The sequence below is a fragment of the Polyangium sp. 6x1 genome, assembly GCF_029946515.1.
Taxonomy (GTDB): domain Bacteria; phylum Myxococcota_A; class Polyangia; order Polyangiales; family Polyangiaceae; genus Polyangium.
The window spans coordinates 155,147-168,097 of sequence record NZ_JARZHH010000015.1 but is presented as its reverse complement, the minus strand read 5'-3'; the positions used below and the strand labels follow the sequence as shown (position 1 = coordinate 168,097).

The 12,951-nt window shown below is 68.5% G+C and carries 7 protein-coding genes; 3 read left to right on the top strand and 4 right to left on the bottom strand.

All coding sequences use genetic code 11. The features are described 5' to 3' along the window. Positions 1-59 precede the first annotated feature (59 nt). Positions 60-845, bottom strand: coding sequence for an alpha/beta hydrolase (locus QHF85_RS16965; RefSeq protein WP_281328240.1), 786 nt, complete (start codon positions 843-845; stop codon positions 60-62). A 69-nt stretch (positions 846-914) separates the two neighbouring features. On the opposite strand from QHF85_RS16965, the gene QHF85_RS16960 reads away from it, so the two are divergent. Beyond that, positions 915-1,889, top strand: a complete 975-nt coding sequence (locus QHF85_RS16960) for an NAD-dependent epimerase/dehydratase family protein (protein ID WP_281328239.1) — start codon at positions 915-917, stop codon at positions 1,887-1,889. Positions 1,890-1,906: 17 nt separating this feature from the next. Here the strand turns inward: QHF85_RS16960 and QHF85_RS16955 are convergent, their stop codons facing one another. Together QHF85_RS16955 and murE are read right to left on the bottom strand one after the other, a co-directional pair. Then, positions 1,907-3,235 carry an MFS transporter gene (locus tag QHF85_RS16955; RefSeq protein ID WP_281328238.1) on the bottom strand — a complete coding sequence of 443 codons (1,329 nt, stop codon included), beginning with the start codon at positions 3,233-3,235 and terminating at the stop codon, positions 1,907-1,909. A 61-nt stretch (positions 3,236-3,296) separates the two neighbouring features. Beyond that, on the bottom strand, positions 3,297-4,499 hold the full coding sequence (gene murE / locus QHF85_RS16950) for a UDP-N-acetylmuramyl-tripeptide synthetase (protein ID WP_281328237.1): 1,203 nt from the start codon (positions 4,497-4,499) through the stop codon (positions 3,297-3,299). 146 nt (positions 4,500-4,645) lie between these two features. Here murE and QHF85_RS16945 point away from each other — a divergent pair, with 146 nt between their 5' ends. Both QHF85_RS16945 and QHF85_RS16940 read left to right on the top strand, forming a co-directional pair. Continuing rightward, on the top strand, positions 4,646-10,615 hold the full coding sequence (locus QHF85_RS16945) for an AAA family ATPase (RefSeq protein ID WP_281328236.1): 5,970 nt from the start codon (positions 4,646-4,648) through the stop codon (positions 10,613-10,615). Positions 10,616-10,740: 125 nt separating this feature from the next. After that, positions 10,741-12,267 carry a DUF2330 domain-containing protein gene (locus tag QHF85_RS16940; protein WP_281328235.1) on the top strand — a complete coding sequence of 509 codons (1,527 nt, stop codon included), beginning with the start codon at positions 10,741-10,743 and terminating at the stop codon, positions 12,265-12,267. A gap of 7 nt (positions 12,268-12,274) precedes the next feature. Here QHF85_RS16940 and QHF85_RS16935 read toward each other — a convergent pair whose 3' ends face one another. Continuing rightward, positions 12,275-12,946: a hypothetical protein gene (locus tag QHF85_RS16935; RefSeq protein WP_281328234.1), complete on the bottom strand. Its 672-nt coding sequence runs from the start codon at positions 12,944-12,946 to the stop codon at positions 12,275-12,277. Positions 12,947-12,951 lie beyond the last annotated feature (5 nt).

The window sequence follows — 12,951 nt, the reverse complement described above, 5'->3', positions numbered from 1 at the left end:
GCCGCGCATCCTAGCGCGAGGGCCCCGGTTTGTCTGCTCGGATGTTCAGCCCGTCTGGCTCACGCGTACGCGCGGAGGAACGCGAGGAGCGGCGGGTTCACCTGGTCGGCATGCGTGAGGTTCGACGCGTGCGCGGCGCCCTTCACCGTGACGAAATTCTTGCAGCCCGAGAGTTTGTCCGCGAGCAGTCGGCCGCGCTCGAGCGAAATCGCCTGATCCGCGTCGCCGTGGAAGACGATCGCCGGCTGCTTGATCTCGGCGAGGCGCTCGGTGATGTCCTCGCGCTCGATCAGCGCGAGCGTGGGGGCCACGAGGGTCTCGACCGACGTCTTGCGCCACATCGAGACCCAGGGCTCCCAGTGCTCGGGCGCGCCGAGGATGAGGCCGGCGATTGTGTGGACGATCGGGTCGATCGGGCCCTGCGTTCGCCAGGTCTCCAGCATGCCGCGGTGGCCGGCGAGCGTCGCGGCGTCGTCGACGCCGCCCTGCGTGTTGATGAGGACGAGGGCCTTCACGCGATCGGGCCACTTCAAGGCGGCGCGCAGCGCGAGGAAGCCGCCCTGGGACATGCCGCCGACGACGGCGCGCTCGATGCCGAGGTGGTCGAGGAGCCGAATGCAGTCCTCGGCCGAGTCCCAGTACGTGAAGCGATTGCCGTCGCTCTGCGTGCGGCCGAAGCCGCGGGCGTCGAAGCGGATCACGCGGAACTCGGGCGCGAGGACCGAGACCTGCGGATCGAACATCGTGACATCCATCAGGAAGCCATGCGCGAGGACGACGGGCGGTCCGTCGCCGCCGGTGTCCTCGTAGAAAATCTTCTGGCCATTCAGATCGACGTGGGGCATGGCGTGAAAGGAAACCGAAAGGGGCCTTGTGGTCAAGGTTTGCTTTCGAGAGGAGGAGCGGGCACGAGAATGAACGGATCGGTCGTGGCCATCACGGGCGCATCGGGGTTCCTCGGCCGGGCGCTCGTGGCGCGCGCGCTCGCCGCGGGCAGGCGCGTTCGAGGGCTGGATCTCACGCCGGATCGCGAGGGCGGCCCGTCGATCGAGCTCGTCCGCGGGGACGTGTCGGAGCCGCCCGCCTGCGCGGCGCTCTGCGCGGGGGCGGAGATCGTCTACCACACGGCCGCGGTCGTGCGGGAGTCGGGCCCGATGGCGCTCTTCGAGCGGGTGAACGTGGGCGGCACGGCCGCGATGCTGGTCGCGGCGCGGCGCGCCGGGGTTCGCCATTTCGTGATGATCTCGTCGGTCATGGTGCACGGCTTCGATTTCCCGGACGGCGTGCCCGAGGACGGGCCGATGGGCGGCCTCGACAACCCCTATTGCGCGACGAAGATCCGGAGCGAAGCGCTCGCGCTCGCGGCGAACGAGCCGGGCGTGTTCGACGTCTACGTGGTGAGGCCCGGCGACGTGTATGGTCCCGGCTCGATCCCCTGGACGGAGAGGCCGACGCGCATGATGGCCGCGCGGTCGTGGATCTACGTCGATGGCAAGAATCGCCATGTGAACCACGTGTACGTGGACAACCTCCTCGACGCGATCGACCTCGTGCTCGCCGCGAAAAAGAGCGGCCTTCCCTTCACGGTCACGGACGACAGGCGCACGACGGCGCGCGAATTCTTCGGTCATTACCAGCGATTCTTGGGCCTGCGCTGGCTCCCCGATCTCCCCGCGCCGCTCGTGCTCGGCGCCGCCTCCGTGCTCGACCGCGCCGCCGCCGCGCTCGGGCGGGAGCTCGAAATGAACCGCGAGGCCGTGCGATACGTGCTCCGCCGCGGGCAATACGGGATCGGGCGGATCAAGGCCCTCGGTCATGCGCCGCGCATCGGGCTCGACGAGGGGATGGCGAGGAGCCTCGCCTGGCTGCGCGAAAAAGGGTACGGCTGAGGGCGCGTTCGCGCTCGTCAAGCCGGCGGCGCGTCCGCCGTCGCCGCGCGCGGCTCGGGGGTCTCCCCGGCCAGGATCTTCTCGCGGCGGGCCAGGAAGAGCGCCACGCCGAACCAGAGGCCCGCGAGCGGGACCGCGACGAGCGAGATGCCCGACGACGACACCCCCAGCGCGAGCAAGCCCGCGTGCGCCCACGCGCTCGCGGCGTCGCCCCCGCGGAACACCACGGTGTCGATGAAGCTCTTCGCCTTGTATTTCGCCTCCCGCGGCAGGACGGTATAAAGGACCTCGCGCGCCGGGCGCTCGATCGCGTATTGCGCCGCGCGGCGCAGGCCCTCGACCACGGCCACGACCACGAGCGAGGGATGGAGAGCGAGCGCCGAGAATCCGAGGCCGGAGAGGACGGGGAGCACCCCGAGCGCGGTCGCGAGGCCGAGCCGGGTCATCAGCCGGCCCGTGAGGAAAAACGAGAGCGCAGCGGAGAGGGCGTTCACGGCCGTGTCGTTCTTGGCGAACAGAGCCGTGTGCGCGGCCGCGCCCTGGGCCGCGCGGCTGACGAGATCCGCCTTCTGCAGATAAAGAAAGGTGTTCATCGTCGTCAGGAGGAGCATCGCGAGCGCGATGCCCGCGAGGTACGGTGAGGCGACGATGAGGCGAACGCCGGCGAAGAGCGAGCCGCCGACGGGTTTGTCCGAGGCGGCGCGCGCCGCCGATTCGATGCGAGCGCCAGCGTGGTGCTCGGCGCGCCGCGCGCAGAAGACGCACGCTTCGAGCGTGAGGGCCGAGAGGACGAGCAACCAGAAGAGGTGGGTTTGTCCGAGTCGCTCGCTGACGGACGCCGTCACGAGCGGGCCCACGATCGCGCCCGCGCTGCCGCCCGCGGCGATGATGCCGAAGAGGCGCTTGCCTTGCTCGCTCGTGAAGACGTCGACGAGGAAGCTCCAGAGGACGGAGACGATGAACAGGTTGTAGACGCTGGTCCACACGAAGAAGACGCGTCCGACGATCGGGCGCGCGACGCCGAAGGACGCGAGCGCGAAGAAGAGCAGGAGGTTTGCCGCGAAGAACCGGTGGACGAAGGGGACGATGCGGCGGCGCGAGAGGCGGGTGACGAGGGCGCCGTAGAGCGGGACCGCGCAGAGCATCACCACGAACGTCGCGGAGAAGAGCCACGGCAGGGCCTTCTCGCCGCCCGCGATGCCCATGGCGTCGCGCAGCGGGCGAATGAGCGAATACCCGAAGAGGAGCAGGAAAAAGTAAACGAACGCCCACACCACGGCGCCGGTCTCCTCGGGGCGCACGGCGACGACGCGCTGAACAAGGCGCAAGACGAACCCTCGCTGCATCGCGGGCATCATGCCCGAACGGCGCCCGTCGGGTACGGACGAACGCAGTTCTTTTTTTGCTTCACGCCTTCGCGAGCGCCTCGGCCGCGACCTCCGCGTCCACGAGCGAGCGTTTTCCCGAGGCGAGGACCTGGGTCGTCTCCGGGCCGCGGCCCGCGATCACGACGACGTCGGCAGGGCCCGCCTCCGCGATCGCCCCGCGGATCGCAGAGGCGCGATCGAGGACGACGCGGACGCCGGGGTGATCGCCGAGCCCTGCGCGGATCTGCTCGGCGATCGCCGCGGGATCCTCGCTGCGGGGGTTGTCGCTCGTGAGCACGACGTGATCGGCCTGCCGCGCAGCCTCGCCCATCGCGGGGCGTTTGCCGCGATCGCGATCGCCGCCGGCGCCGAAGACCACGAACACGCGGCCCGACGTGAGGCCACGCGCCGTGGCGAGCGTGCGGGTGAGCGCGTCGGGGGAATGCGCGTAATCGACGACGGCGCGCGGCCCCTCGCCGAGGACCTGGAATCGACCGGGCGGCGCGGGGACGCGTGCGATCGCGTCCGCCGCGTCGGCGGGAGGCACGCCTGCCTCGATCGCGGCCGCGAGCGCGGCGAGCGCATTCTCCAGGAAGGGCTCGCCGATCGCGCGAATGCGTATTTCCTGGGGCAAGTCTCGATACCGGGCCGAAGGCGCGAGCCGGCCGCGCGTCCCGTCCCAGCCCACGGTGATCCCCTCGGCCACGAGATCCGGCGCGAGGACCGGCCTCGTCGGCGCGCGCGACGGGAGGCCGTACGTGACCGTGCGCGCGCCTTTCGCGACGACCTCGGCGAGCAGCTCCGAGGCGGGATCCCAGGCATTGAGGATCGCCGCGCCGCCCGCGGGCAGGTGCACGAAGAGCTGCGCTTTGCTCGCGAGGTAATGCTCGGGCGAGCCGTGGGCGTCGAGGTGATCGCGCGTGAGGTTCGTGAAGACCGCGAGGGAGATGGGCCAGGCTTTGGCGAACCCGAGCGCGAGGGCCTCGCTCGTGGCCTCGACGGCGGCATACCGCGCGCCCTGCTCGAAGCCGTGGCGCATGGCATCGAGGAAATCGTCGTGCGTCTTCGGGAACGGGAGCGGCTCGTCGTCGAGGAAGGCGCCGAGCGTGGTGACGCGGAGGACGGGCCGGGCGAGGCAGGCGAGCGCAGCCGCGAGGAATGTCGTGGTCGTGGTCTTGCCGTTCGTGCCGGTCACGCCCGCGGTGGTGATGCGGCGCGAGAAGCGGGGCGGCGGCGGAAACATGGGCCCGAGCCTAGAGCATCGTCCGGGAAATTCGTAGGGGCTCGCGTGAAGGAGGTCGAGCAGGGGCTTCCGTTCCCGGTCCCTGCGATGCGCAAGTGTGCCGATGGCTCTATGGACCGACGCGCCACGATCGCTCCAAGGCTCCCATGACCCGTGATTCGCGTTATGTCGGACTCGAAATCCTCCACGAAGGGGCAGACACCCTCGTCTTTCGAGCCCGTCGCAAGGAAGACGATCGGCCGGTCGTGCTCAAGGTTTTGCGCGGCGACCAGGCCGGCCCCCGCGCCCTCGGGCGGCTGTATCACGAGTATGAAATCGCCCGGGCCATCGACGCTTGGGCCGTCGTCAAGCCTTACGCAATCGACGCGATCGACGGCCAGCCGGCGCTGGTCCTGGAGGATTTCGGGGGACAGTCGCTCGAACGGCTCCTCGACGGGCCCATGCCGCTCGAGCGCTTCTTCTCCCTCGCCCTCCGCATCACCACGGCGCTCGCCGAGCTGCATCGGCACCACATCATCCACAAGGACATCAAGCCTCAAAATCTGCTCTACAACCCCGATACCGACGAGGTCAGAATCACCGATTTCGGGATCGCGACCCGGGCCCCACGCGAGTCGCAGGACCTCGCCCACGCCGGCCTCATCGAGGGGACGCTGGCCTATATGGCGCCGGAGCAGACAGGCCGGATGAACCGCTGGATCGACGAACGGACCGACCTGTACTCCCTCGGCGTGACGTTCTACGCGATGCTGACGGGCACCCTGCCCTTCCAGGCCAACGACCCCGTGGAATGGGTCCATTGCCATATCGCCCAGACACCACAGCCGCCCCACGCGATCGCACCGTCCATTCCGCCACAGCTCTCCGCGCTCGTGCTGAAGCTCCTGGCCAAGGCCGCCGAGGAGCGTTACCAGAGCGCGCTCGGCCTGCGGCACGACCTCGCCGAATGCTTTGCCCAGTGGCGAGCGAGCGGCACGATTCAAACCTTCGCGCTCGGGCAGCGGGACCTCTCCGACCGCTTCCAGATCCCGCAACGCCTCTATGGACGCGAGCGACAGGTCGAGGCCCTGCGCGCCGCGTTCGCTAGGGTGCTCGCAGAGGGCCGCCCGGAACTCGTGCTCGTGTCGGGCTATTCGGGCATCGGCAAATCGTCCCTCGTGGCCGAGCTCCACGAGCCGGTCGTGCGAGAGCTGGGGTTTTTCCTCTCCGGCAAGTGCGATCCATACAATCGCGACATCCCCTACCATCCATTCCTCCCGGCATTCCGCGGCCTTTTGCAAGAAATCCTGAGCGCGAGCGAGGCCGAGGTCGAGCGCTTCCGGCAGCGCATGCGAGAGGCGCTCGGCCCCAATGGCCGGCTGCTCGCCGACCTGCTCCCCGAGATCGAGCGGCTCGTCGGCCCGCAAGAGCCCATGCCCGAGCTGCCGCCGATCGAGGCCCAGAGCCGGCTCCACGTGACGCTCCAGCGCTTCGTCGCCACGATTGCCCGCAAAGAGCACCCCTTGGTGCTCTTCCTCGACGATCTGCAATGGGCCGACGCGGCCAGCTTGAAGCTCCTCGAGCAGCTCGTGACGTATTCCGAGGCGGCGCACCTGCTCCTGATCGGCGCTTACCGTGATAACGAGGTGAGCCCCGCGCATCCGCTCTCGCTCACCCTGGCCGACGTGAAGAAGCGCGGCGCCGCCGTCGACGACATCGTCCTCGCCCCGCTCTCCGCCGCCCATGTCGGAGCGCTCGTGGCCGAGGCCGTCCATGAAAGCGCGGAGCAAGCCGAGCCGCTCGCGCGGCTGGTCTACGAGAAGACCGGCGGCAATCCCTTCTTCGTGCTCCAGTTCTTGATTGCGCTGCACCAGGAGGGGCTCATTGCCCTCGATGCGGAGGCCGGCGCGTGGCGGTGGGACATCGCCGCGATCCGCGAGAAGGGTTTTACCGACAACGTCGTCGAGCTGATGGCGGGAAAGATTTCGCGGCTCTCGGTTCCGACGCAGGACGCGCTCAAGCTCGCCGCGTGCCTTGGCAACCGCCTGGACCTCGATACCCTCGCCGTGGTCGCGAAGCGTCCGGCGGCAGAGCTCCGCGAGGCCCTCGAAGGGGCCGTGCGGGAGGGGCTGCTCCTTTGCCAGGGCGGGACTCTACGGTTCCTCCACGACCGCGTGCAGCAAGCCGCCTACGCGCTGATCCCGGCGGGGCAACTCGCCAAGGTGCACCTGGGGATTGGCCGGCTGCTCCTGAAGGCACAACGCGCGGAAGAGCGCGAGGAGACGATCTTCGACGTCGTCGGCCACCTGAATCGCGGCGCGGTGCTCATCCGTTCCCAGGCGGAGAAAGACGAGCTCGCCGCATGGAACCTCCGCGCCGGCAGAAAGGCCAAGGCCGCGGCGGCGTTCCAGGCGGCGACTGCCCTCTTTGCCGCCGGGGTGGCATTGCTCGCGCCGGACCGCTGGGAGACGCAATACGAGTCGACCTACAACCTGACCTTCGAGCGCGCGCACGCCGCGTACGCCACGGGCAGCTTCGAAGAAGCTGGGCAACTGATCGAAGAGCTGATGGATCGAGCCCGGACCAAGATCGATCGGGCGATGGTCGTCGAGCTCGCGACGAACGTTCATGTGGCCCGCGGGCAGGGCGCCCGTGCGGTGGAGATCGGGCTTCCGTGTCTCCGCGCCTTCGGCATTGAATTATCGCTCCATCCCACCGACGCCGAGATCGAAGTAGAAACCGAGCGCGTGTGGCAAATGCTGGGCGACCGCGCGATAGAGGATCTGATCCATTTGCCCCCCATGACGCACCCGGAGATCAAGGTCGCGATGGGCGTCTTGCACGGCATGACCAACGCCGCCTATTTTTTCGACCCGAATCTACTGTATCTCGTCGCTCTGCGCGAAGTCGAGCTCAGCCTGCGCCACGGCAACGCCGAAATATCCGGCCAGGCGTACACCCTGTTCGCAGTGGAGATCGGTCGGAGATTCGACAGATACAAGGATGCCTACCGATTCGGCGAGCTCGCCTACGAGCTGGCGGACAGGAGCAGCGTCCTCACCACGAAATCGTTCGTATTTACCATCTTTGGGCACAACCTCGTTTATTGGAGGCGGCACTACCGAGAGACTCCTTTCTACACGCGCATTGGCTTCAATGCCGCGCTCGACTCCGGTGATTTGATCATGGCATGTACCAGTTGCCAGTTTGCCCCGTTGTTCCCGCTCTTCTGCGGTGAGCCTCTGGAAGACGTCCTTCATGCGGTCGAATATCGACTCGGCTTCGTGCGTAGGGCCCGTCACGCGTTCGCTTGCGACACACTCCTGAGCATCCATAGCCTGATCCAGACGCTGCGAGGGAGGCCGGTCCACTTCTCGATGCTGGATGGATCGGTGCTGGATCAGGATGCCTTCGAGGCGCGGCTGGATCCGAAGGACTTGCAGGGAGCTTACGCCTTCTACTACATCTTGAAAGCACAGGCGCTCTTCGTGCTGGGCTTCCCCAGAGAGGCGTCCGCGGCGACGGCGAGCGCGACCGCCGAGCACGCCTGGACGGTCAATATGACCCCATTTTGCGTCGATCGCGTCTACTATCGCGCGCTCGCGCTCGCCGCCCTCGGCGACGAGGCGTCGCCGTCGTCGCTGTGGGAGCCCCCCGACGGGCTTCTGGCCTGCGAGCGGCAGCTCGGCGTGTGGGCTTCGAGCTGCCCCGCAAACTTCCTCCACAAACACGCCCTGCTCCGCGCCGAAATCGCGCGGCTCCGGGGGGACGAGGCGGACGCCATCCGGCTCTACGAGCAGGCCATTTCATCGGCGCGGGAGCACGGCTTCGTCCAGCACGAGGCCATCGCCTGCGAGCTCGCCGCGGGGTTTTACCGCGCGCGCGGCCTTTCCATCGCCGCCGACGCCTACCTGCAAAAGGCGCGCGCCGGTTATTTCCGCTGGGGCGCGCACGCCAAGGTGGAGCAGCTCGACCAGCGTTTTCCCCACCTCGTCGAGCGCAAGCCCATCGCCCCCACCGTCACCTTCGCGCTGCGCGCCGAGCAGTTCGACATCCTGTCGGTCGTCAAGGCCTCGCAAAGCATCTCCGGGGAGCTCGAGCTGCCGCGCTTGCTCGAGACCCTCCTGCGCGTCGTGATCGAACACGCGGGCGCCGGCGTCGGGTATGTGCTCCTCGTCCGCGACGAGCGTCTTTCGACCGCCGCCGCGATCGACGCGAGCAGCGGGACCGTGCAATGCCTCGATCCGGGAGAAGAATCGATGGCGGCGCTCCCGCAATCGATCCTCAACTACGTTCGCCGGAGCCGCGAGCGCGTGCTGCTCGACGACGCCACCGCCCGCCACCCGTTCCTGGAGGACGAATATTTCAAGCGCAAGCGGCCGAGGTCTTTGTTGTGCCTCCCCATCTCGCGCCAGACCCGGCTGCTCGGAATGCTCTACCTGGAGAACCACCTCGTCACCGGGGTGTTCACCCCCGGGCGGCTCAACGTGCTCGAGCTGCTCGCATCGCAATCGGCCATCTCGCTGGAGAATGCCATGCTCTATTCGGATCTCCAGGAGGAGAACGCCGAGCGGAGGCGGGCGGAGCAGACCCTCGAGGCCATCGTCGACAATTCGGCGGCGGCCATCTACCTCAAGGACAGCGAGGGCCGCTTTCTCCTCGCCAATCGACACGTGAGCCATCTCCTGGGGCGCCCGAGCGAGCAGATCCTCGGGAGGACCGACGCGGATCTCCTCCCCGCTCCGAGCGCAGCGGCCATTCGTGATCACGACCGGCAGGTGCTCGAGACGGGCGCGCCCATGGAATGGGAGGAGGAGGTGCCGTTCGCCGACGGGTCGCGCACCTACCTGTCGGTGAAATTTCCTCTCGGCGAAGGCGCCACGCCGCACACGCTCTGCGGGATCTCCACCGACATCACCGAGCGCAAACAGGCCGAGCGGGCCCAGCGCTTCCTGGCCGAGGCGACCCGCAAGCTGATGACGCTGGGCTACGACGCGACGCTCGATAACGTGGCCGATCTCGCGGTGCCCGAGCTCTCCGATCAATGCATCGTCAACGTCCCCTCGGAGGACGACACGTCTCTCCATTCGGCCGCCCGAGGCGTGCCCGCCGGAGAGCTCGAATGGCTGCGCGAGGCGCTGACCGGGCTCGTGGTGTCGGCGCCGACCGAGCCGGAGATCGGCGACGCCCGCGCCGCGCCGCTCCTCGAGCAGCGGAACGTCCACGCCTACCTCCGCGTCCCGCTCGTCGCGCGAGATCGATGCCTCGGGGTCATGTTCCTGCTTTCGACCGCGCCCGAACGTCGGTATGGCGCCGCCGATCTCTCGCTCGCCGAGGAGCTCGGACGCCGCGCGGCGCTCGCGCTCGACAATGCACGGCTCTACGCCAAAGCCCAGGAGGCGATCGGGCTCCGGGACGAATTCCTCATGATCGCCTCGCACGAGCTCAAGACCCCGATCGCCGCGCTTCAAATGCAGACGCAGCTCGTCGGGCGGCTCATGCGCCGCGACCCGTCCGCGAGCCTCGCGCCGGCGAGGATCGAGACGATGCTCCAGGTCTTCGATCGGCAGATCGGGCGGCTCGGGCATCTCGTGGACGATCTGCTCGACGTCTCCAGGCTGCACGGCGGACGGCTCACGCTCGCCTTCGAGCCGGTCGACCTCGCCTCCCTGACGCGCGAGGTCGTCGAGCGAATGGCGCCGCAGCTCGCGACGGCGGGCTGCCGGGTGGAGGTCGAGACGAACGATCCGGTGGTCGGGCAATGGGACAGGTCGCGCCTGGAGCAGGTCCTGGGAAACCTCCTGTCGAACGCAATGAAGTATGGCTCGCGTCAGCCCATTCACGTGTCCGTGTGCAGGCGGGCAGCCTCGGCGTTGCTCATCGTCCGCGACCACGGAATCGGGATCGCAGAGAAGGATCACGCCAAGATCTTCAATCGCTTCGAGCGCGCGGCGCCGGCGCAGAATTTCGGGGGGCTCGGCCTCGGGCTTTACCTGGTGCGCTGGATCGTGAGCTCGCACGGCGGATCCGTCCGGGTGGAGAGCAAGCCGGACGCCGGCGCGACGTTCCTCGTGGAGCTGCCCTTGCGTCCCCCGGGCGTGGACCACCGAGACGAAACCGCCCCGCGCCGGGGCTAGAGCGACGGGGCTAGAGCGACGGGGCTAGAGCGACGGGGCGGAGGGAGAAAGCGCGATCGAGGGGCGCGACTTGTTCTACGATGGCCGGGCGCCGCGCCTCTTCCCGGCGTGATGGGAGACCTTTCATGAAGACGTCCTTGCTTGCGATCCTCCTCGCCTCCGCGCCGCTCGCCGCGCTGCTCGCGCCGAGCGACGCCCACGCGTGCGGCGGATGCGTCGTCCCGCCCATGGTGAACACGATCGTGAACGCGCACCGAATGGCGCTCTCGGTCTCGCCGAAGCAGACGGTGCTCTGGGATCAGATTCGTTACGACGGCGATCCGGAGAGCTGGGGCTGGCTTTTGCCCGTGAAGCCCGGCGCGGTCATCGAGATCTCCACGGACGCCTGGTTCGAGACGCTCGACGCGGCGACGTCGACCACGGTGTTCGCGCCGCCCATCAGCTGTAGCAATAGCCCCGATTTCGATTGCGGCTGCGGGGCGATGTCCGATGCCGCGGGGAGCGGAGGCGAGTTCGGGCCGGGCGAGGGCGTGACCGTGGTGCATCGCGGCACGGTGGGCCCGTTCCAGACCGTCACGCTGAGCACGGAGACGCCGGGCGTGCTCGACGATTGGCTGACGAACGCCGGATACGTGATCCCCGACGACTCGGCGCCGATCATCGACGCGTACGTTGCGGAAGGGTTCGATTTCATCGCGCTGAAGTTGCAGCCGGGCAAAGGCGTGAACGAGATGAAGCCGGTCCGCGTGGTGCAACCCGGCATCAGCCCGACCCTGCCGCTGCGCATGGTGGCCGTGGGCACGGGCGCGAACGTGGACATCACGTTGTTCCTGATCACCGAGGGGCGCTGGGGCGCGAAGAACTTCGCGAATGCGCTCGTCCCGGCGGACCTCGTGTCGTGGGATTTCGCGACGAATGCCTCGAACTACGCGACGCTGCGAGACAAGACGCTCGCCGCGAACGGCGGGGCCACGTGGATCACGACGTTCGCCAAGCCGCAGGCGCTCCTCGGGCCGATCGTGGGCGCCGTGCAGGGGAGGCTGTCCATCAGCCTGGGGGTCGATGAATTCGGGTTCCCCAATAGCTTCGCGAACACGATCGCCGAGGGGTACATCGGCCAGGGCGTGATCAACAAGGAGACGAGCGACCAGACGTGCATCAGCAATTTCTCGACGTTCTCGAGCGACAACCGCATGGTCGTGGATCCGTGCCCGGCGGGCAAACCCTCGAACGATCCGTCGTGCGGGGAGGTCGCCGCGGGGGAGATCGACGCGCGCGTCTTCGAGTGCGGCGAGAGCGACGAGATCGTCGATTCGACGATGGACGACGTCGCCACGGCGCTCAATGGCCTGCACCCGAGCGACGTTTGGCTGACGCGGCTCGAAGCGAGGCTGCCGCGCGCGGCGCTGGCGAAGGACCTCGAGGTCGAGCCGGCGGAGAGCCAATCCGAGGTGGAGCACGAGATCCGGGCGCGCTCGTCGACGAACGTGGAGTCGATCTGCCCGTCCGGCGTGGTCCTCTTGCCGGGCAGCGGCCCCGGCTCGAACCAGGATCGCGGGACGTTCGTCGTGGTCCTCTCGACGCTCGGCGCGGGCCTGCTCTCCCTCGCGCGGCGGCGCCTGCGCGGCGCTCGGTCTCCCCTGCCCGCCTGATCTCGCGTCACTCCACCGAATACATGCAATAATCGGTCGAGCAGCCCTCGGTCACGCAGGCGATCATGTTCTGGCGGTTTCGGCTGGTCACGGACGAGAGGAGCGCCTGGCAATCCTTCATCGCGAGCCTGCCGCCGCAGGCCTTGACGACGGGGGCGCACGCCGATTGCGTGGAGGGCTCGATGCAAGGCGCCTTGCGCACGGCGGACATCGCGCACTGGTTCGCGGCGTCGAAGGTGCAGATCGATTGCTTGCCGCTCTTCGCGAGGAGACAATCGACGGCCTTCTCGGCCACGTGGGGCTTGAGCCCGTGCGCGAGCTTGCCGCACATGTCGCGCGTGTCCATGAAGCTCTCGCATTGAGGCCCCGGCGCGCGCAGGGTGTCACACCCCTTCGGCGCGACGCCGTCGTCGTCACACGCGGAGAGTCCCAGATCCGGGGTCGTCTGCCCGTCGAGGGATGCGACGAAGACTTGCTCGCTCGGCTCGCCCGCGCCCGGCGGGCCCGGCGGATGCGCCGCCCCACTTCCTTTCGCGGCAGGCGGGCCCTCCTCGGGCAACGTGACGACCGGCGCCGCGACGACGGGATCGCCGGCCGCCCCGGGTTGCGCGGCGCCGCCGCACGCGCCCGAGGCCATCGTCGCGGTGAGGAGGAGAAACCGGGAGCGGTCGATCTGCATGGCAG

Bases quoted from the DNA above. Each gene is read 5' to 3' on its own strand.
- QHF85_RS16965 (WP_281328240.1), bottom strand. From the start codon at position 845: ATGCCCCACGTCGATCTGAATGGCCAGAAGATTTTCTACGAGGACACC.
- QHF85_RS16960 (WP_281328239.1), top strand. From the start codon at position 915: ATGAACGGATCGGTCGTGGCCATCACGGGCGCATCGGGGTTCCTCGGC.
- QHF85_RS16955 (WP_281328238.1), bottom strand. From the start codon at position 3,235: ATGCAGCGAGGGTTCGTCTTGCGCCTTGTTCAGCGCGTCGTCGCCGTG.
- murE (WP_281328237.1), bottom strand. From the start codon at position 4,499: ATGTTTCCGCCGCCGCCCCGCTTCTCGCGCCGCATCACCACCGCGGGC.
- QHF85_RS16945 (WP_281328236.1), top strand. From the start codon at position 4,646: ATGACCCGTGATTCGCGTTATGTCGGACTCGAAATCCTCCACGAAGGG.
- QHF85_RS16940 (WP_281328235.1), top strand. From the start codon at position 10,741: ATGAAGACGTCCTTGCTTGCGATCCTCCTCGCCTCCGCGCCGCTCGCC.
- QHF85_RS16935 (WP_281328234.1), bottom strand. From the start codon at position 12,946: ATGCAGATCGACCGCTCCCGGTTTCTCCTCCTCACCGCGACGATGGCC.